This is a genomic window from Couchioplanes caeruleus (assembly GCF_023499255.1).
GTDB lineage: Bacteria > Actinomycetota > Actinomycetes > Mycobacteriales > Micromonosporaceae > Actinoplanes > Actinoplanes caeruleus_A.
Map to the genome: position 1 here is coordinate 4,169,328 of NZ_CP092183.1, position 17,857 is coordinate 4,187,184.

At 73.9% G+C, this 17,857-nt stretch carries 19 protein-coding genes and 1 riboswitch; of the genes, 8 read left to right on the top strand and 11 right to left on the bottom strand.

The annotated features are described in order from the left end of the window. Positions 1–17 precede the first annotated feature (17 nt). From COUCH_RS19165 to COUCH_RS19175, 3 genes are read right to left on the bottom strand one after another with little or no spacing between them, the layout of a single operon-like run. Complete coding sequence (locus tag COUCH_RS19165) at positions 18–761, bottom strand: ATP-binding cassette domain-containing protein (protein WP_249613461.1); 744 nt, start codon at positions 759–761, stop codon at positions 18–20. Then, complete coding sequence (locus tag COUCH_RS19170; RefSeq protein ID WP_249613462.1) at positions 758–1,729, bottom strand: ABC transporter permease; 972 nt, start codon at positions 1,727–1,729, stop codon at positions 758–760. Before COUCH_RS19170 ends, COUCH_RS19165 begins: the two co-directional genes overlap by 4 nt. Positions 1,730–1,734: 5 nt before the next feature. Continuing rightward, positions 1,735–2,766: a substrate-binding domain-containing protein gene (locus COUCH_RS19175; RefSeq protein WP_249613463.1), complete on the bottom strand. Its 1,032-nt coding sequence runs from the start codon at positions 2,764–2,766 to the stop codon at positions 1,735–1,737. Between the two features lie 109 nt (positions 2,767–2,875). Between COUCH_RS19175 and COUCH_RS19180 the strand changes: the two genes are divergently transcribed. Next, positions 2,876–4,075, top strand: coding sequence for an ROK family transcriptional regulator (locus COUCH_RS19180; protein WP_249613464.1), 1,200 nt, complete (start codon positions 2,876–2,878; stop codon positions 4,073–4,075). A gap of 141 nt (positions 4,076–4,216) precedes the next feature. On the opposite strand, the gene COUCH_RS19185 is transcribed toward COUCH_RS19180, so the two are convergent. Next, on the bottom strand, positions 4,217–4,867 hold the full coding sequence (locus COUCH_RS19185) for a hypothetical protein (RefSeq protein ID WP_249613755.1): 651 nt from the start codon (positions 4,865–4,867) through the stop codon (positions 4,217–4,219). A gap of 66 nt (positions 4,868–4,933) precedes the next feature. Further along, positions 4,934–5,176, bottom strand: a complete 243-nt coding sequence (locus COUCH_RS19190) for a hypothetical protein (RefSeq protein WP_249613465.1) — start codon at positions 5,174–5,176, stop codon at positions 4,934–4,936. 201 nt (positions 5,177–5,377) lie between these two features. Between COUCH_RS19190 and COUCH_RS19195 the strand changes: the two genes are divergently transcribed. From COUCH_RS19195 to COUCH_RS19205, 3 genes are all read left to right on the top strand, one after another. Continuing rightward, positions 5,378–5,608: a hypothetical protein gene (locus COUCH_RS19195; protein ID WP_199512845.1), complete on the top strand. Its 231-nt coding sequence runs from the start codon at positions 5,378–5,380 to the stop codon at positions 5,606–5,608. Between the two features lie 120 nt (positions 5,609–5,728). Next, positions 5,729–6,541, top strand: coding sequence for a polysaccharide deacetylase family protein (locus COUCH_RS19200; protein WP_249613466.1), 813 nt, complete (start codon positions 5,729–5,731; stop codon positions 6,539–6,541). A 28-nt stretch (positions 6,542–6,569) separates the two neighbouring features. After that, entirely contained in the window at positions 6,570–7,619 is a 1,050-nt protein-coding gene (locus COUCH_RS19205) for a glycoside hydrolase family 26 protein (protein ID WP_249613467.1), read from the top strand. Here the strand turns inward: COUCH_RS19205 and COUCH_RS19210 are convergent. After that, entirely contained in the window at positions 7,609–8,493 is an 885-nt protein-coding gene (locus COUCH_RS19210; RefSeq protein ID WP_249613468.1) for a bifunctional 5,10-methylenetetrahydrofolate dehydrogenase/5,10-methenyltetrahydrofolate cyclohydrolase, read from the bottom strand. The two genes, COUCH_RS19205 and COUCH_RS19210, sit on opposite strands and share 11 nt — an antisense overlap. Before the next feature lie 15 nt (positions 8,494–8,508). Next, positions 8,509–8,592: riboswitch (ZMP/ZTP riboswitch) on the bottom strand. A gap of 139 nt (positions 8,593–8,731) precedes the next feature. On the opposite strand from COUCH_RS19210, the gene COUCH_RS19215 reads away from it, so the two are divergent. From COUCH_RS19215 to COUCH_RS19225, 3 genes are read left to right on the top strand one after another with little or no spacing between them, the layout of a single operon-like run. After that, entirely contained in the window at positions 8,732–9,466 is a 735-nt protein-coding gene (locus COUCH_RS19215) for a sugar phosphate isomerase/epimerase family protein (protein WP_249613469.1), read from the top strand. Continuing rightward, positions 9,463–10,575, top strand: coding sequence for a Gfo/Idh/MocA family protein (locus COUCH_RS19220; RefSeq protein ID WP_249613470.1), 1,113 nt, complete (start codon positions 9,463–9,465; stop codon positions 10,573–10,575). The genes COUCH_RS19215 and COUCH_RS19220 overlap by 4 nt, the downstream gene beginning before the upstream one ends. Then, positions 10,575–11,153: a hypothetical protein gene (locus COUCH_RS19225; protein ID WP_249613471.1), complete on the top strand. Its 579-nt coding sequence runs from the start codon at positions 10,575–10,577 to the stop codon at positions 11,151–11,153. The genes COUCH_RS19220 and COUCH_RS19225 overlap by 1 nt, the downstream gene beginning before the upstream one ends. On the opposite strand, the gene COUCH_RS19230 is transcribed toward COUCH_RS19225, so the two are convergent. Next, complete coding sequence (locus COUCH_RS19230; RefSeq protein WP_249613472.1) at positions 11,154–11,786, bottom strand: NAD(P)-dependent oxidoreductase; 633 nt, start codon at positions 11,784–11,786, stop codon at positions 11,154–11,156. Continuing rightward, positions 11,783–12,574 (bottom strand): inositol monophosphatase family protein, encoded by a 792-nt coding sequence (locus COUCH_RS19235; RefSeq protein WP_249613473.1) that lies wholly within the window; start codon positions 12,572–12,574, stop codon positions 11,783–11,785. Before COUCH_RS19235 ends, COUCH_RS19230 begins: the two co-directional genes overlap by 4 nt. Positions 12,575–12,689: 115 nt before the next feature. On the opposite strand from COUCH_RS19235, the gene COUCH_RS19240 reads away from it, so the two are divergent. Then, the gene (locus COUCH_RS19240; protein ID WP_249613474.1) at positions 12,690–13,607 is read left to right on the top strand and encodes a LysR family transcriptional regulator; all 918 of its coding nucleotides are present in this window, start codon (positions 12,690–12,692) and stop codon (positions 13,605–13,607) included. Here the strand turns inward: COUCH_RS19240 and COUCH_RS19245 are convergent. Genes COUCH_RS19245 through COUCH_RS19255 form a run of 3 tightly spaced genes read right to left on the bottom strand, consistent with a single transcriptional unit; the run spans position 13,571 to position 17,814 of the window. Next, a complete protein-coding gene (locus tag COUCH_RS19245; protein WP_249613475.1) occupies positions 13,571–14,161 on the bottom strand; it encodes a TetR/AcrR family transcriptional regulator in 591 nt (196 codons plus the stop codon). The genes COUCH_RS19240 and COUCH_RS19245 overlap by 37 nt on opposite strands. Positions 14,162–14,176: 15 nt before the next feature. After that, positions 14,177–15,079: a DUF1616 domain-containing protein gene (locus COUCH_RS19250; RefSeq protein ID WP_249613476.1), complete on the bottom strand. Its 903-nt coding sequence runs from the start codon at positions 15,077–15,079 to the stop codon at positions 14,177–14,179. After that, on the bottom strand, positions 15,076–17,814 hold the full coding sequence (locus COUCH_RS19255) for a hypothetical protein (RefSeq protein WP_249613477.1): 2,739 nt from the start codon (positions 17,812–17,814) through the stop codon (positions 15,076–15,078). Before COUCH_RS19255 ends, COUCH_RS19250 begins: the two co-directional genes overlap by 4 nt. Positions 17,815–17,857 lie beyond the last annotated feature (43 nt).

The following is a 17,857-nucleotide window of genomic DNA, read 5'->3' on the forward strand; positions in this document are numbered from 1 at the left end:
AGGGGATTCCTAAGGGGTCAGGCGCTCTTGGCGCCGGTGATCAGGGCGACGATCTCCTCGCCGGTGGTCTCGGCCGTGCGGCGCCCGCCGACGCAGCGGCCGGCGCGCATGACCCAGACCTGGTCGCTGAGCGCCATCACCTGGGCGAAGTTGTGGCTGATGAGCAGCACGGCGTGACCGTCGTCGCGCAGCTTGCGGATGAGGTCCTCGACGCGGGCGGTCTCCTGCACGCCGAGCGCGGCCGTGGGCTCGTCCATGATGACCAGCCGCGACTCGAAGCCGGCGGCGCGGCAGATGGCGACGGCCTGGCGCTGGCCGCCGGAGAGCCGGCGGACCCGGTTGCGCACGGCGGGCACGTTGACCGCCAGGGTCGAGACCATCCGCTGGGCCTCGCGCTGCATGCCGCGCCGGTCCAGGACGGCCAGCGGGCCGATGCGGTGCACGAGCTCGCGGTTGAGGAAGAGGTTCTGCCAGACGGTCAGGTCCTCGACGAGGGCGAGGTTCTGGTGCACCGTCTCGATGCCGGCCTCGCGGGCGTCCTCCGGCGACCTGAAGTGCAGCTCCTTCTCGTCCAGCAGGATCGACCCGGCGTCGGGCCGGTGGATGCCGGAGATGCAGCGCACGAGCGTCGACTTGCCGGCGCCGTTGTCGCCCACCAGCGCGGTGATCTCGCCGGGCCGCAGGGTCAGGGAGACGTCGACCAGGGCGCGGACGCTGCCGAAGGACAGCGACACGTCGTCGACGCGCAGCAGAGGGGTCATTTCTGGAACCTCGTGAGCAGGGCGGCGAGGACCACGACCACGCCGACGGCGAGCGGTTGGTAGAACTGCGAGACGCCGAGCAGGGTGAGGCCGTTGGTCAGCGCGGTGAGCAGCAGGGCGCCGATGACCGGGCCGGTGATCGTGCCGCGCCCGCCGAGCAGGCTGACCCCGCCGAGCACCACCGCGGCGACGGAGTTGAGCAGGAACGAGGTGTTGGACGCCGGCTCGGCGGCGCCGACGCGGGCGACGAGCAGGATGGCCGCCAGCCCGGCGAGGGCGCCGGAGATCGCGTACACGGCGATCTTGATCCGGGCGGTGCTGATGCCGGTGGCGGTGGCCGCCTCCGCGGAGCCGCCGGTGGCCAGCACGTGGGTGCCGAAGCGGGTGTGGAAGAGCACGGCGTGGGCGATGAGCGCGACGACGGCGGCGATGATCACGCTCCAGCCGAGGATGCCCAGGCCACCGGTGGAGAGCTTGAGCAGGAAGGTGTTGATCACGGTGACCGGTTTGCCGTCGGCGAGCACCAGCGCGGTGCCGGACGCGGCGGAGAGCATGCCGAGGGTCACGATGAAGTCGGTGATCCGGCCGCGGGCGATGATGACGCCGTTGACCAGCCCGGCGACCAGGCCGGTGGCCAGCGCCGCGAGCATCGCCACGGTCACCCCGAAGGCGGGGAACGTGGCGCCGAACACGACGGCGGACAGCGTCATCATCGAGGCGACGGAGAGGTCGATGCCGCCGGTGGCGACCACGAAGGTCTGCCCGACGGCCAGCACGATGAGGATCGCCGAGGCGACCAGCATCGAGCGGATGTTGCCGCTGGACAGGAACGTCGGGTTGAGGATCTGGAAGATGACCACGAGGGCGATCAGGCCGACGAGGGCCGCCCACTCGGCCCAGAAGCCGACGTCCTTGAGGCGGTGGGTCCAGGGTTCGGTGTCGCGCGCGGCGACGGCTGCGGTCGTCATGCTGCTCATCCGCCGATCAGGGCCTTGAAGGGATCGTCGTACGTGCCGAACGGCTTCGGCGTGCTGGCCAGGGCCTTGTCGGCGTTGTCCTTGGTGACCAGCTCGACCGGCGCCTCGACGTCGGCCGGCAGGGTCTTGCCGGCGGCGGCGGCCTGGCACGCCTCCATGCCCATCAGGCCGATCGCGTACGGGTACTGCGCGACGGTCGCGTCGAGCCCGCCGCTCTTCACGGCGGTGAGGGCGTCCTTGTTGCCGTCCACGCTGATGATGTGGATCTTCCCGGTCCGCCCGGCGTTGGCGACCGCCTGCGCGACGCCCAGCCCCATGTCGTCGTTGGCGACGAAGAAGCCGGCCAGGTCGGGGTGCGCCTGCATGATGTTGGTCGCCTGGGTCAGGGCCTCCTGCCGCTCCCAGTTGGCCGCGACGGTCTGCACGAGCTGCAGCTTGCCGCTGGTGGCCTTGGTGAAGCCGTCGACCCGGGCACCGCTGGTGACGTCGCCGGCGATCCCGCCGATCGCGGCCACCTTGGCGTTGCCGGGGACGAGCGTGGTCATGTGCTGCCCGGCCTTCTCGCCGGCGGCCTCGTTGTTGGTCCCGATGTACGTCGCCGGCGTGGCGCTGGCGGCCTTCGCAGCCCCGGCGTCCACCGGGCTGTCGATGTTGACGATGGTCTTCTTCTGCGCCGCGAGCTGCGCGATGCCCTGGACCAGGTTGGTGCCCGAGATCGGGTTGACGATGTAGCAGGTGAAGTCCTGGCCGGCCAGCGCGGTCAGGCGGTCGGCCTGCCCGGTGGTGTCCGTGATGGAGTTCGCGGCCTGCACGGTCGGGGTGATCCCGGCGGCCGTGCCCTGGTCCTTGATCCCCTGTTCCATGGACTGGAAGAAGGGGTTGTCGAGGCCCTTGATGACGGCGGCCACCTTGGCGGTGCCACCGGACGAGCCGGCCGATCCGGAGTCCGATCCGGACGAGCAGGCGGCGAGCAGGACGGCGGCGGTCGCGGCGGCGGCGACTCCCCGGTACGGCGGTTTGGGGGGCATGGGGGTCCTTCCATCGATGTTTCGCTTGATTAGATGCTCGGCTTATGACTGCTGTCAAGCAAAAGTGTGGAGACTTTTGCATAGTGACTAGACGTAATAGGATCGCCGCGTGAGCATCAGCCCCCCGGCCACCGGGGTCTCCGCCGCAGGACTGGGCGAGGTCCTGGCCCTCTTCCGCGCGCAGTCCGGCCTCACCCGCGCCGACGTCATGCAGCAGACCGGCCTGTCCCGGTCGACCGTCAACCAGCGCCTCGACGCGCTGCTGGCCGCCCAGCTCGTGATCCCCAGCGGCGAGGGCTCGCCCACCGGCGGACGCCCGGCCAGCCGGTTCACCTTCCACCGCGACCGCGGGGTGCTGCTCGTGGCCGACGTGGGCGCGACGGGCATGCGCACCGCGCTGTGCGACCTGCGCGGCGAGGTGCGCTCGGAGCAGGAGCGCCCGATGGACGTCGCCGCCGGCCCCGAGCCGGTGCTCGAGGCGGCCCACGAGATGTTCCGCGCGCTGCTCGCCGCCGCCGGCCGGTCCGCCGCGGACGTGCACGGCATCGGCATCGACGTACCCGGCCCGGTCGACTTCGACAGCGGCCGGGTGATCAGCCCGCCGATCATGAGCGGGTGGGACCGGTACGACATCCGCGGCTGGTTCGCGAGCCGTTACGGCTGTCCGGTACTGGTCGACAAGGACGTCAACGCGATGGCGTTCGGCGAGCACCGCAGCATCCACCCCGGGGTCCGGCAACTGCTGATGCTCAAGGTCGGTACGGGCGTCGGCGCGGGAATGATCATCGGGGGCGAGGTCTACCGGGGCGCCGACGGCGCGGCCGGCGACATCGGGCACATCCAGGTCGCCGTCGACGACGCCGAGAGCGAGCCGGTCTGCCGCTGCGGCAACACCGGATGCGTGGAGGCGTACGCGGGGGGCTGGGCGCTGGTCCGCGATCTGCGCGCGGCCGGGCGCGACGTCGCCACGGTGGACGACGCGGTCACGCTGATCCGCACGGGCGATCTCGCCGCGGTGCGGCTGGCCCGGCGTGCGGGACGCATCCTCGGCCACGCGATCGCCGACTCGGTGAGCCTGTTCAACCCCCGCGTCATCGTCATCGGGGGCCAGCTGGCCCGCATCGAGGAGCAGCTGTTCGCCGGCATCCGGGAGATGGTGTACCGGCGTTCGCTGCCGCTGGCGACCCGCAACCTGCAGATCGTCGCCACGAAGCTGGACACCCGGTCCGGGCTGATCGGGCTCGCGCTGCTGCTGGCCGACGGCATCTTCGCCCCGGGCCGGGTGGAGGAGCTACTGGCGCGCGGCTGAGCCGGCGGGCCGGCCCGCGCACGTGGGGGCCGGACCGGTCAGAATCCGGGCCGCGGCCCCGCGACGCCCGCGGGGGAGCGGCCTGCGCGCGTCGGGGAGCGGGCCGGTCACGGCCCGGCCCGCGGGCCGGGGCCCGGGCGGTCAGAGCCCGAGCCGCAGCCCCGCGACGCCGGCGGGGGAGAGCGGCCGGGACGTGGCGCGCAGCAGGTCGGCGTGGATGCCCGCGGGGAGCTGGGTGCCGAGCGCGCACAGCGCCGGGTAGTGGTCGAGCACGTCGCGGTGGCTCAGCGCGCCGACGCCGATCAGCAGCCCGTTGACCGCCCCGGGGTTGCGGGCCAGTTCCGCGCACAGCTCCATGCGCCACACCGGGTCGTCGATGTGGGTGGCGAACTCCCGGGCTATCCGGTTGCCGGTCGACAGGTTCGACTCGGGAGCGGCGTGGCGGCCCGAGGGCGCGAGCACCGGCGCGAGCCGTACCGCCACGCCGAGCCGTACCGCGAGCGCGGGCAGCGTCAGCACCTCCAGCCCGAACGAGCAGGTGTCGCAGAGCCGCTGGAACGTCTCGGCGTGCACGACCACGGCCGGGCGCGGGCAGCCGGCCGCCGGGCCGCACACGGTGTCCATGATGATCTCCGCGAGCCGGCCGGACTCGTCGAAGCGGCCGACGCCGAAGAACATGGCCGGTGTCTCACGGTAACGGGCAAGCGCGGCCCGTTCGCTGCCGTATCCGTCGGGGTCCACGCCGATGCGGGGTACGCCGTGCTGCGCTTGGAGCTGGATGAGCCGGAACATCCTGGTCACTCCCGGGGGTCTCGAAGTGCGGTGCATCCCCGGGTACGGGCCGGCGGGCCCGGCGGTTCATTCCTTACGCTGGGTATAAGAAAAGCTGCCTTTTTGCCGCTGTGCCGTCAGCCGGAAGCAGTCGAAAGTCACAGCGTGCAACGCATAGATCGCTGCGGTGAGGGCGCCGAGCATGCCGGCGAGGATCACGATGATGCGCCCGTCGAGGGCGCGCCACGCGGTCGGCAACGCGGTCAGACCGAGCACGAGCGCGGCCTCACACGCGGCCTCGGCAACGCGGCGCGCACGGTCTGAATTCATGCTCATCACCCTGCCGTCACGCAGGGTGCCCGCGCTTCCCTCCGCAGCCGGATCGCCGGCTATGACTTTCGGTGGAGGCCGGGCGGGTCACGTCCCGGGTCAAAAACCGGAGAAAACGCCCATCGGGTACGGCCTGCGCCTAGCGTGGACGTGTGCCCCCGATCCGGTGGCGAAGCCCCGCCGACGGCGAAAGGTGACCCCATGACCGTGCAGATCCCCGCAGCCCGGTACGACGATCTCGCCGAGAACCTCGCCGCCCGCATCGAACGGCGGCTGGCCGTGCTGGCCGACGAGCTGGAGCACGCCGACGTCGTCGCGTACGAGGCGGACCGGGGCCTCGCCACCCGTGGCGGCGTCGTGAGAATGACCGTCGCCGATATGTCGGCGATCGTCGCCGCAGTCGTGCTGGACAGTGCGGAAAGCGCGCCGTAACGTGGCCTGAGCGGCGCAGACGCGACGCCGCGCACCGGCCGGACGAGTTCTGCGAACCACGAAGCTTGCCGGGTCTCTGACCGATAAGGGTCATATCCAGCGGCGAGTGGGAGGATCGGAGTGACCGTCACGGCGTCCCCGGTGTGGCAGAGCCTGCCCGCGCTGATGTACCACTCCGTCTCCGCGGTCGCCGGCCCGATGGGCGACCTCGCGGTGCCACCGGAGCGCCTCGCCGAGCAGCTGCACGCGCTGACCGCGGCCGGGTACCGGCTCGTCGGCCTGACCGAGGCGCTCGACCTGCTCGAGCAGGGCTGCACCGATCGGCTGATCGCGGTCACCTTCGACGACGGCTACCGCGACTTCCTCACCGCGGCGGTCCCGGTGCTCACCTCCGCCGGTGCCGGCGCCACCCTGTACGCCTCCGTCGGCCACCTCGGCCGGCACGCGGACTGGCTGGGCCGCTGGGCGCCCGACTTCGGCCGGCTGCTCACCTGGGACGAGCTGGCCGAGGTGGCCGATGCCGGCATCGAGATCGGCAACCACAGCCTCGTGCACCACCCGCTCGACGTGCTGCCCGCCGCCCAGCTGCGCGAGGAGACCGTACGCAGCAAGGACGAGCTGGAGCAGCGGCTCGGACGGCGGGTGCGCGGGTTCGCGTACCCGCACGGTTACAACGGCGCGCGGGTCCGGGCCGCCGTGCTCGCCGCCGGGCACGACAACGCCACGGAGGTCGGCCGGCGGCTGCACACGCCCGGTGAGCGGCGCTTCGCCGTACCGCGGTTGCAGCCGACGCCGGACCTGACCGGCGAGCAGCTCGTCAGGCTCGTGGCCGGCGGCGGCCCGTCGCTCGTCCCCCGCCTCAAGCAGGTCGCCCAGCCGGGCTGGCGCGTGGTGCGCCGGGTGGCGCGGGCCACCGGACGGAACCTGACATGAGGCGGGCCACCGCCGGACCGGTTCCGGCATGAGCCCGGCCCACCGCGCCCCGCGGCGCGTGCTCACCCGCCGGCACGTGCTCGGCCTGGCCGCCGCCGTCGCCGCCGTGCCCGCTGCCACGGTCGCCGTGCAGCAGGTACGCACCCCGGACAGCCCGGCCGAGGCGACCACCTCGCCCGGGCACCCGGGCGCCAAGCCGTCGGCCGCCGCGCCGCCCGCGGTGGTGACCCGCGGCGGCGGGACGGTGCCGTTCCGCAGCGGCAGGGCGATGCTGGGGGCGTACCTGGATCTGTCGGACCGCACCGCGGTGCAGGCGCAGGCGCTGCGCCGGCAGCAGACCGGCCGCGACGAGCGCATCGTGCACGTCTTCTACGACTGGGGAGACCTGCTGCCCCGCACGATCGACGGGCTGCCCGCCCACGCGTTCCCGATGGTCTCGTGGCGCGGCACCCGCTACTCCGACATCACCTCCGGCGCCGCCGACGACCTCATCGCGCGCGCCGCGCGGCGGCTCAAGGCGCAGGGCCGGCCGCTGCTGCTGCGCTGGGCCTGGGAGATGAACGGCGACTGGTACGGCTGGGGCGCCGCCCGCAACGGCAAGGACCCGGCCGGGTTCATCGCGTCGTGGCGGCGGCTGCGGAGCATCTTCGCCGACGAGGGTGCGACCAACGTCTCGTGGGTGTGGGGACCGAACTGGAACTCGTCCCCGGTCGCCGACTGGAACACGTACGCGGCGCTGTACCCGGGCGACAAGTACGTCGACTGGGTGGGCGTCTCGGGCTACAACCTGCACCACGAGACGCCCGAGACGCTGTTCGGGCCGATCTACCGCTCGTACGCCGCCCGCAAGCCCATCCTCATCAGCGAAGTCGGCGCGGTGGACCGCGGCGGCCGGACCAAGGGGGACTGGATCACGCTCTTCGCGCAGTGGGTGCAGGCGCACCCGGCGGTGGGCGGCGTCGTCTGGTTCGACACCGACACCCACCCCGGGTTCACCGAGAAGTGGCGCATCGACACGGATCCGCAGTCGCTGGCGGCGTACGTGGCGATGGCCAAGGACGCCCGCTTCAGCGGCTAGCCTTCTCCGCGGCCTCGACGGCGTTGCGGAAGAGCATGGCCACGGTCGTCGGGCCGACCCCGCCCACCCGCGGGGTGAGCGCGCCGGCCACCGTCGCGACCTCCTCCGCCACGTCGGGCAGCAGCCGCCGGCCCTCGTAGCGCACGCCGGCGCCGATCACGGTCGCGCCCGGCTTCACGTGCTCCGGCTGGATGATGCCCGGTACGCCCGCCGCGGCCACGAGGATCTCCGCGCGCCGGGTGTAGCGCTGCCAGTCGGGAACCCCGGTGTGCACCACGGTGACGGCCGCGTTGGCGGTCGGGCGCTTCTGCGACAGCATCATGGCCAGCGGCCGGCCGATGGTGGCGCCGCGGCCCAGGATGACGACCTCGCGGCCGGCGACCGGGATCTCGTGGTGGGCGAGCAGCGCCTCGATGCCCGCCGGGGTGCACGGGCGCGGGCCGGGCAGCCCGACGGAGAGCCGGCCCAGGTTGAGCGGGTGCATGCCGTCGACGTCCTTGTCCGGGTCGACGGTCATCAGCGCGGCGTCGTAGTCGATGTGCGCGGGCGGCGGGTACTGGATCAGCAGGGCGTGCACGGCCGGGTCGGCGTTCAGCCGGTCGATGACCCGGTGCAGGTCGTCCTGGGTGGCGGAAGCGGGCAGGTGCTCGTGCGGGGAGACGAAGCCCAGCTCGCCGGCCTGGCGCTGCTTGATGCGGATGTAGCCGGCGCTGGCGTCGTCGTCACCGACGAGGATCGTGGCCAGCGACGGCTGGACGCCGGTCTCCTTGAGCTTCGCCACGCGCCGCGCCACGTCGGCGAGGACCGCGTCGGCGACCGGCTTGCCGGGCAGGAGCCGGGCCTCGTGGGCCGGGGTCTGCGGGCTGTCGGACATGCGCGTCTCCCTTGGTGTGGGCACCCAGGCGGACGGCCCCCACGACGTGCTCCCCGATGGTGGTCCCCATCCTCGATGCCGCCGGTCGCGTGTCGCCGACAAGTATGCCGTGTGCCGCGCGGAAGCCGTGACGGTGTCACCCGGCCGCGGCAGAGAGCGCTCTCTGGACTGAATTTTAACCACGTGGTAGAAATTGGGCAGCGCTCCCATCGACTTCTGTCGACGTCAGGAGGACACGATGAGCACCGTCTCCGTCCAGCTCTACTCGGTCCGCGACGCGTTCGCCGCCGACCCCGCGCTCACCCTGCAGCGCCTCGCCGAGATCGGATTCACCCAGGTCGAGCCGTACGGCGTGGTCGAGAACGCCGACACGCTGCGGACCGGGCTGCCCGCCAACGGCATGACCGCGCCCACCGCGCACGCCCGGCTGCTCGGCGCCGACCGGCACGCCGTCTTCGCCGCGGCCGCTCGGTGCGGCATCCGGGTCGTCATCGAGCCCATGGTCGAGGCGGCCCGCTGGCAGGACCCGGACGGCGTCGCCGCGACCGCCCGGGCCCTCAACGAGGCGGCCGCGATCGCCGCCGACCACGGGATCACCGTCGGCTACCACAACCACTGGTGGGAGCCCGCCGCGCGGGCGGGCGGGCGCACCGCGCTCGAGGCCTTCGCCGATCAGCTCGACCCGGCGCTGGTGCTCGAGGTCGACACCTACTGGGCGACGGCCGCCGGGGAGCACGCCCCCACGCTGCTGCGCCGGCTGGGCGAGCGGGTCCGCGCCATCCACGTCAAGGACGGCGACCTGGCCACCGACGGCAGCGGCCAGGTGCCCGCCGGGCAGGGCCGGGTACCGGTGTCCGAGGTGCTGGCCGCCGCCCCGCACGCGCTGCGCGTCATCGAGTTCGACAGGTACGCGGGTGACATCTTCGCCGGGCTCGCCGCCAGCCGGGCGTACGTGCTGGGGGAGGGGCGATGACGGACGGGCCGGTCGGCGTGGGGATCGTGGGCGCGGGCACGATCAGCGGCGCGTACCTGCGCAACCTCACCGCGTTCCCCGACCTGCGGGTGCTCATGGTCGCCGACCTGGACACCGGGCGTGCGGCGGAGCAGGCCGCCCGCTCCGGCGTCGCCCGATCCGGTACGGCCCAGGACCTGCTCGCCGATCCCGGCGTCGAGATCGTGGTGAACCTGACCGTCCCGGCCGCGCACGTCGAGGTGGGCCTCGCCGCGCTCGACGCCGGCAAGCACGTGTGGACCGAGAAGCCGCTCGCGCTGGACCGGGGCTCCGCCCGTACGCTGCTCGACCGGGCCGCAGGGCTGGGACTGCGCGTGGCGAGCGCACCCGACACCGTGCTCGGCGCGGGATTGCAGACCGCCCGCCGCGCGCTGGACGCCGGCCGCATCGGGACCGCCCGCACCGCCCTCGCGCTGTTCCAGTCGCCGGGGCCGGAGAGCTGGCATCCGGCTCCGGAGTTCCTGTTCCGGGCGGGCGCCGGCCCGCTGCTCGACATGGGCCCCTACTACCTGACCGCGCTGGTCCACCTGCTCGGACCGGTCGAGCGGGTCACCGCCACCGGCGGGCGGCTGCGCGGCACGCGGACCATCGGCTCCGGCCCCCGGGCGGGCACCGGCTTCGCGGTCGAGGTGGCCACCACGGTCGCCGCTCTCGTCGAGTTCGCCGGGGGCGGTTCGGCGCAGCTGCTGACCACGTTCGACTCCGCGCTGGCGCGTACCGGCCTGGAGGTCACCGGTACGCTGGGCACGGCCGTGCTGCCGGACCCCAACAGGTTCGACGGTGTGACGACCCTGCACCTGCTCGGCGGGGAGCGAGGGGCGCGGAAGCCGGAGGACCTGGCCGCCGAGGGACACCCGGCGACCCGCGGCACCGGCGTGCTGGAGCTGGCCCGGGCCATCCGCGCGGGCCGTCCGGAACGCGCGCCCGGCGAGCTGGCGTACCACGTGCTCGACGTCATGCTCGCGATCGAGGAGTCGGTCGCCCGGAGGGAGACGGTGTCCGTGACCAGCACCGTTCACGTGCCGCCCGCGCTGCCGGCCGGCTGGGACCCGTACGCGCGGACGCTGTGATGCGGCTCCGCTTCAGCCCGGACACCGCCGCCGCGGACTGGCTCGCCGGCTCCGGGACGCCCTTCGAACAGCTGGTCACGTTCGGCCCGGCCGGCTTCCCCGCGTACGCCCGGCTGCGTTTCATGCCGGACCCGGACCGGCCCGGCCAGGCCGAGACCGACGCCGACCTGCCCGGCGACCACCCGCTGGAGATCGCCCAGGCCCGCCGGGCCCTGCACCTGCTCGCGGACTTCACCGCGACGCCCGGGGACTGCTGGTTCTGCGTGTGGGAGGGCTATTCGGACATCCCCCTGCCGTCCGGGGTTGCCCTTGTCACCGTGCCGCACCGGCGCTACGCGCTGCTGCGGGGCGCGCTGGGCGACATCGACGCGTGGGAGGACGACCTCGGTGGCGGGCAGCCGGTCGCGCCGCCCGCGTTCGTGTGGCCGGCGGACCGCAGCTGGGTGTTCGCGAGCGACGTCGACCCGCACTGGGCCGGGATCGGCGCGTCGCAGGCGGCGGTCGACGCGCTGATCGCGGCTCCCGGCCTCGACGTCGTGCCCGCCCGGCCCACCGAGCCGCAACCCGCTTACCGCTGATCAGAACGCGGTCAGGGGGACGACGGTCCGGCCCGGGTGGTGCGGGGTCAGCGCCTCGTCGAGCATCGCTGCGGCGACGGTGGCCCGGCTGACCCCGGTGGGGAAGATGCGCCGCGGCGCCTCACCCAGCGGAACGGTACGGCGCCCGGAGGCGAGGGGCCCGTCGCTCATCGGTCCGGCGTGGAACACCGTGCCCCCGGCGGCGAGCACCGTCGCGTCGGCGGCCACCTTGTCGGCCAGCTCGTTGCGCATGAGCATCCGGAGCACGGCACGCGTGACAGCGCCGGCCTGCCGGGCCGATTCGCCGGTGCCGTACGCGCCCAGCCAGACGACACGGTCCACACCGGACGCGACGGCGGCCCGCGCGCCGGCGGTCAGCGTGCCGGGCGGCCCACCACGGACGCCGAGCCCGGACACGAGCACGTCGGAGCCACCGGCAGCGCGGGCGACCGAGCCCGCGTCGTGGACGTCCGCGGCGACCGTCACGAGCAGCGCCTGATCGGCGACGGGGACGCGGGCCGGATCCCGGGCGATCGCGGTGACCTCGAGTCCACGATCGAGCGCCTGCGTGACCAGCAGCCGCCCGACGGCTCCCGAAGCGCCGAGGACGGCGATGCGCGGGGCCCCCGTCACCGCAGGTCCCGCAGCACGGCGAGGGCGGCGCCGTGTACGCCCGGCGCGGCCGCCACGTACCCGTCGCTCGTGACGTCCCAGGGCCTGCCGTCGAGGTCGGTGACGAGCCCGCCGGCCTCCCGCACGAGCAGCACGGGCCCGATGTGGGAGCGTACGTTCTCGTCCTGCCAGTGCACGTCCATGCGGCCGGCGGCGACCTGGGCGAGCTGGTGGCCGACCGGCACGGAGACCCGTACGTAGAGGGCCCGCTGCATCATCGCCGTGACGAAGGCACCCACCCGCCGCGCGTGGCCGGCCTCCCGGCCGGGCTGGGCCTGGCCGGTGCCGACCAGCGCGGCGTCCAGGCCGGTCCTGGCGGAGACCGAGACGGGTACGCCGTTCAGGAACGCCCCGCCGCCGGACACCGCGGTGAACATCTCGTCCTGCAGCGGCGCGTACAGGACGGCGAGCAGCGGGCGGCCGTCGCGGACCAGGCTCACGCCGGTGTTCCAGTCGGTCATGCCGTGCACGGCGTTGAGGTTGCCGCCGACCGGGTCGACGACCCACCAGTCGCCGTCCGGCATCGGCCCGGAACCGTGCTCGTCGCTCGTCCACCGCGACCCCGGCAGCGCCTCGGCGAGGGCCGGCCGCAGCACGTCGGCGACCGCGGTGTCGTTGCCGTGCAGCGCCGCGAGCAGGTCGGTCATGCCGGTGGTGCGGGACTCGGTCGAGAAGCGCCGCAGCAGGCGGGCGCCGGCCGCGCGGACGGCGGCGGTCGCAGCGGTCAGCACCTCGTTGTCGGTGGGCATGCGGAATCACCATGTCTTTCGGCTGGGAGCTGCAGCCCGATCGGGCCGTGCCACCACTATCGAGCCGCGGGATCAGTGAGTCCAGTGCACTCTCGTTAGGCTAGGGTTTACCGTCGTGCAACTGGATCTGAACCTCCTCAGCGCGCTCGACGCCCTGCTGGAAGAGGGCAGCGTGACCGGTGCGGCGGAGCGTCTGCGGCTGTCCGCTCCCGCCGTGAGCCGCACGCTGGGCCGCATCCGGCGGCTGACCGGCGACGACATCCTGGTCCGCACCGGCCGCACGATGACGCCCACGCCGTACGCGCTGGCGATCCGGCAGCAGGTCGGCGAGCTGGTCCGGCAGGCCCACGCCGTGCTCACCCCGAGCCGCGACCTCGACCTCGCCGCCCTGGACCGCACGTTCACGCTGCAGTGCCACGACGTGCTCGCCCTGTCGCTCGGACCGGAGCTGCTGAACGCGGTCGCGGAGCGGGCGCCGGGCGTGCGCCTGCGGCTGCTGGCCGAGCCCGTCGCCGACACCGACGACCTGCGGCACGGCCGGGTCGACCTGCAGATCGGTGCGGACCCGCCGGAGCTGCCGGAGTTCCGGTCCGAGACCACCGGCGAGGACCGGCTGGCCGTGATCATGCGGCGTGGCCATCCCGGCGCCGGCCGGCTCGACGCCGCGACGTACGCCGCCCACCCGCACGTGCTCATCTCCCGCCGCGGGCGGCTGACGGACCCCGTCGACGACCTCCTGGCCGCCCGCAGCCTGCATCGGCGCGTGCTGGCCGCGGTCGGCACGAGCGCGGCGGCCCTGCACATCGTGAGCCGCAGCGACAGCCTGCTGACCGCCCCGGCCCGCATGTGCCGCCCGCTGATCGACGCCTTCGGGATGCACACCGAACCGCTCCCGGTCCCGTCCACCCCGGTCCCGATCGTGTGCACGTGGCACCAGCGCTATGACACCGACCCCGCACACACCTGGCTGCGCGGGCAGGTCCGGGCCGCGCTCGGTCACTCCAGCGGGACCGCGAGCACGCCCTCCAGGTAGAACCGCATCGCGGCGACCAGGTCGACGCGGTCGGGTCCGGTCAGCCACTGCACCTGCAGGCCGTCCATCAGCGCCACGAAACACAGCCCGGCCTGGGCGGGATCGACACCCGCGCGCAGCCCGCCCGCCTCGGCCAGCGCCCGGAACGACAGCTCGGCGTGCTCGCGGGCGACCGCGTAGTGCCGGGCGAAGTAGTCGTGGGCCGGGTGGCTCGGCGCGACCGCCTCGGCGGCCAGCCGCGAGTACAGGTCGACCATCCCGCGGTGCCGGACGTTGTGCGCGGCCAGCGCCAGCATGTGACGCAGGAAGTCCGGTCCCGGCGGGATCGCCAGGCGCTCCCGCTCCACGTTCTCGGCGTCGCGGCGCTCCAGCACCGCGGCGAGCAGCGCCTCCTTGGTGGGGAAGTAGTACAGCAGCCCGGCGTGGGTGATACCGGCGCGCTTGGCGATCTCCCGCAGCGACGAGCCGTGATAGCCGGCCTCGGCGTACACCGCCACGGCCGCCGCGATGATGTCCTCCCGGCGGATCCGCCCCTTCAGATATCCACCGGTCACGCGCCCATCATGCCGCTACTCGACGGCGCTGATGTACAGGGTGCGGTACGCCGTGGTGTCACCGGCCCGGAAGAGGGTCACCGCCAGCCGCTGCGCGCCCGGCAACGAGAGGCTCTCGGTCCAGGTGCCGGCGCCGGTCACCGAGATCACCCGGCGGGCCACGGACGCGCCCGCCGGCCCGGTCACGGTCAGCGTGTACGGGCCGTCCGCGCGGACCAGGCCGGACACCGAGACCGCCACCGTACGGTTGCCCGCCGCGTCCACCGGGCCCGAGGGTGCCGCCGACAGCGCGGTCACCGTCGTCTGGAAGGTCTCCCGCGACGTACCGAACGACAGCCAGCTGGCCCCGCCGAGCACCGCGAGCACGAGCACCAGCGGCAGGAGCTGGCGTACCAGGCGGCCGCGGCGTGCCTTCTCCTCGGCGGCGAGGTGCTCCTCGTCTTCCGGCGGCACCACGGACATGACGACGGTGCGCGCCTCGGCGATGACGGCCACGTCGCGCGGGACGAGCTGGAGGCGCGGCGGCGGCGCGGCCGCCGGTCCCGGCTCGTCCTCGGCGGCCGGCGCCCCGGCGGGCACTGCGCGCGGCAGCAGCGCCGGGACGACCAGCGCGAGCAGGGTCACCCCGGCCGTGGCGACCGTCCAGGACACCCGGTCCAGGTGGAGCCGGCACACGTGGATGACCAGGCCGGAGACCACCAGCACCGCCATGCTCAGCGCCGGGGCCAGGGTGATGCGTTCGACGGCGGTGAGCTCGCGGCCGCGGAACAGCGCCCCGGTCAGCGCCATGCCGGGCAGCACGAACCCGAGCAGCAGCCCGCCCGCGACGGTCAGCGGCAGCGGCCCCGCCAGCACGGCCGCGCCGGCGGCCACGGTCACCGCCGCGAGGATCCGGGGGAGCAGCGCGGTGCCGGTCACTGGACCCCCATGCGGTAGACGCGGACCGTGCCGTTGTCGTACAGGCGGTCCACCTCGGTCAGCGAGTCGAACTTCGAGATCTGCGCGGCGGTCAACGGCCGGGTGATCGAGCCGGCGTTCGGGTCGTTCTCGAAGTACGCCTCGCCCTCGGGCAGCTGCTCGGACAGGCGCCGGTCCACCACCAGGTACTCGATCGCGAGGTCGGCGACCATGCGGTCCTGCTCCAGGCCCCACTGGTCGGCGTAGTACAGCGGGCCGACCTCGCGTACCGGGTCCTGGCGGCCGTACGTGGAGGCGAGCGACACCGAGGTGACGTCCCCGCCGACCCGGTTCCCCGGGCCCAGCGCGCGGTGCTCCCAGTCGGCCGCGTCCACCCCGTACGCGTCGACCGACCGCTCGAATCCCCCGGCCAGGTACGGTCCCGGCAGGATCGACCCGAGCGGGGGCCACCCGCCGGCCCGGGCGCCGATCATCAGCAGCGTGATCATGGCGGAGCCGGCGGCGACGCGGCTGTAGAGGTTCCAGCCGCCCGGCGCGATCACGTCGATCGCGGGTGGCGCGGCCCGCCAGCGGTGCCCCTCGGCGTCCTTGGCCGGGATGATCTGCACACCCCGCACCAGCGCGATCGCGGCCAGGATCGAGATCGGCACGTACGTGAACGTGGAGAGCCGCCCGGCGATCTCCGGGCCGTTCTGGCCCAGGAAGCGCACCCCGTTGCCGGCGAAGAAGATCGCCCCGCCGGCCACCGCCGCCCAGCGCCAGGTGTCCCGGTCGTGCCGCTGGATCATGTCGCGGACCAGCGCGACGTAGAGCACGAAGAGCCCGAGCAGGCCGGTGCCCTGCACGACCAGCTGCCCGACGCTGACCGCCGCGGTCGTCGACGCGGCCTGATCGCGGCCGTTGACCAGGTCGGAGATCGTGCGGCCGACCTGCTCGACCGGCGCCTCGAGGTAGCCGACGACGTCGCGCGCCACGGTGAGCAGCCAGAGCGCGACCACGGCGGCGGCGATCGCGGGCATGATCAGGGCGCTCCACCGCCGCGGCTTCTGCACGACGAGCTCGGCGACGGCCAGCAGGGTCAGCGTCAGCACCAGCGCGAAGGCCGTGACGTGGTGGCTGACCGTGGTGAGGCCCGCGCAGCAGACCGCCAGCGTGAGGAACGGCCATCCGCCCTCGGTGCGCCACCGCCGGGTCGCCCAGATCGCCAGCATGAAGAACGGCAGCGCCGCGGTCTGGTAGAGGAACATCGAGTTGAAGAACAGATAGTGCAGGGCCGTCGCGTACGTCGCACAGCACACGCCCGCCACCGCGGGTGAGTTGCTCGCGCGCAGCACCGCGGAGAACAGCACCGCCACGAAGACGAGGTGTGCCACGCCCGCGACGATGACCCCGGCGGCCGTCACGGGCAGCCCGGTCATCGAGGTGACCGCCGCGCCCATCTCGGCCAGGCCGGGGAAGTGCACGGCCGGTGGCAGCGCCGGGTTCGGCTGGAACAGCTGCCCGGACTGCACGATGATCGTCGTCGCGAGCCAGTGCTGCAGCTCGTCGGGGAACCGGAACTGGTCCGGGCTGTACATCCACTTGAGCAGGTACTGGTTCAGCGCCAGCCCCATGACCAGCACGAACGACTCCGCCGCGCCGGCCATCCGGCGGCTGAGCAGGCGTACCACCACGGGCGTGAACACGACGACCTGGCCGCCCCAGTACGCGAAGGGCGCGTTGCCGGTGTCGACGCGGCCGCCGGCGTACGCGAGCGCCACCATGAGCACGCCCAGCGCCGAGATGGTCAGGACCGCCGGGGCGTGACCCAGGTCCAGGGGTTCCCGGCGGGGCCGGGCCGGCTTCGGCCTGCGGCCGGGGTCGGGCGGGCCGGCGGCCGCGGTGCGCTTGCCGTCCTTGCGGCCGGGCACCACCGGGATGAGGGCGGTGACCACCTCGGCGGGCGGGGCGACGGTGCCGGCGGGCAGTGCGACGGTCTCGTCCGCGGGCCGGCTCAGGATCACCGCGGTCTCGTCGGCGGGCCGGTCGCGCACCGGTGCCTTGATCACGACGGTCTCGTCGGCGGCTGCGTCGCGGGTGGCCGGCCTGATGACGACCGTCTTCTCGCCCGGCCCGCCGGCGGGGGCCTGCGGGAGCTCGATGACCATCGTCTCCTCGGGGGAGGGGACGCGGATGACGGCCGTCTTCTCGGGATCTCCGGCCCCGGCCTCGCTGTCGTCGCCGGCAGCGCCGTCGTCGGGCAGCTCGATGACCGCGGTGAACTCCGGATCGGTCGTCTCACCCTCGACCTCAGGCTGAGTCTTGTCGCTCTCACCCTCTACCTGAGCTTGAGACTTGTCGGTCTTTTGCTGCGTTGAGCCCGTTCTGCCCGTGGCATCCGGCGCCGAGGTCGCCTCGACCGGCGGCTCGGGATCGGGGATCGGCTCGGGCGGGACGCCGGACGTCGTCTGGACGTCCGCCGCGGCCCTGGCGTCCGCGCCGCCCGGCGGGACGGGACGGACCCGGGCGGCAGCCCGTGCCGGCCGGGGGTCCGGGCCGGCAGCCGGCCGCGCTTGGGCGTCGTCGGGCGCCTGCGCCGGCTCGGCCGCGCGCTGCTCAGCCATCGGTTCGGCCTCCGCGGCGTCATCGGGGGCACCGGCGGGCTCGCTCGGGGCCTCGTACTGCTGGATCGAGGTCATGGGTGCGGCGGGGCGCCGGGCCGGCTCGTCGGGCCGGGGGTCGGGCACGGTCAGCATCCGGCGGCCACCCCTGCACGGGCGGCGTGCCGGATGCCCACCT

Excerpts from the sequence above, each read along its gene's own strand:
- COUCH_RS19210 (WP_249613468.1), bottom strand. The coding sequence starts at position 8,493 with ATGTCCGACAGCCCGCAGACCCCGGCCCACGAGGCCCGGCTCCTGCCC.
- COUCH_RS19225 (WP_249613471.1), top strand. The coding sequence starts at position 10,575 with ATGCGGCTCCGCTTCAGCCCGGACACCGCCGCCGCGGACTGGCTCGCC.
- COUCH_RS19255 (WP_249613477.1), bottom strand. The coding sequence starts at position 17,814 with ATGCTGACCGTGCCCGACCCCCGGCCCGACGAGCCGGCCCGGCGCCCC.
- COUCH_RS19195 (WP_199512845.1), top strand. The coding sequence starts at position 5,378 with ATGACCGTGCAGATCCCCGCAGCCCGGTACGACGATCTCGCCGAGAAC.
- COUCH_RS19170 (WP_249613462.1), bottom strand. The coding sequence starts at position 1,729 with ATGACGACCGCAGCCGTCGCCGCGCGCGACACCGAACCCTGGACCCAC.
- COUCH_RS19190 (WP_249613465.1), bottom strand. The coding sequence starts at position 5,176 with ATGAATTCAGACCGTGCGCGCCGCGTTGCCGAGGCCGCGTGTGAGGCC.
- COUCH_RS19220 (WP_249613470.1), top strand. The coding sequence starts at position 9,463 with ATGACGGACGGGCCGGTCGGCGTGGGGATCGTGGGCGCGGGCACGATC.
- COUCH_RS19205 (WP_249613467.1), top strand. The coding sequence starts at position 6,570 with ATGAGCCCGGCCCACCGCGCCCCGCGGCGCGTGCTCACCCGCCGGCAC.
- COUCH_RS19175 (WP_249613463.1), bottom strand. The coding sequence starts at position 2,766 with ATGCCCCCCAAACCGCCGTACCGGGGAGTCGCCGCCGCCGCGACCGCC.
- COUCH_RS19215 (WP_249613469.1), top strand. The coding sequence starts at position 8,732 with ATGAGCACCGTCTCCGTCCAGCTCTACTCGGTCCGCGACGCGTTCGCC.
- COUCH_RS19165 (WP_249613461.1), bottom strand. The coding sequence starts at position 761 with ATGACCCCTCTGCTGCGCGTCGACGACGTGTCGCTGTCCTTCGGCAGC.
- COUCH_RS19235 (WP_249613473.1), bottom strand. The coding sequence starts at position 12,574 with ATGCCCACCGACAACGAGGTGCTGACCGCTGCGACCGCCGCCGTCCGC.
- COUCH_RS19185 (WP_249613755.1), bottom strand. The coding sequence starts at position 4,867 with ATGTTCCGGCTCATCCAGCTCCAAGCGCAGCACGGCGTACCCCGCATC.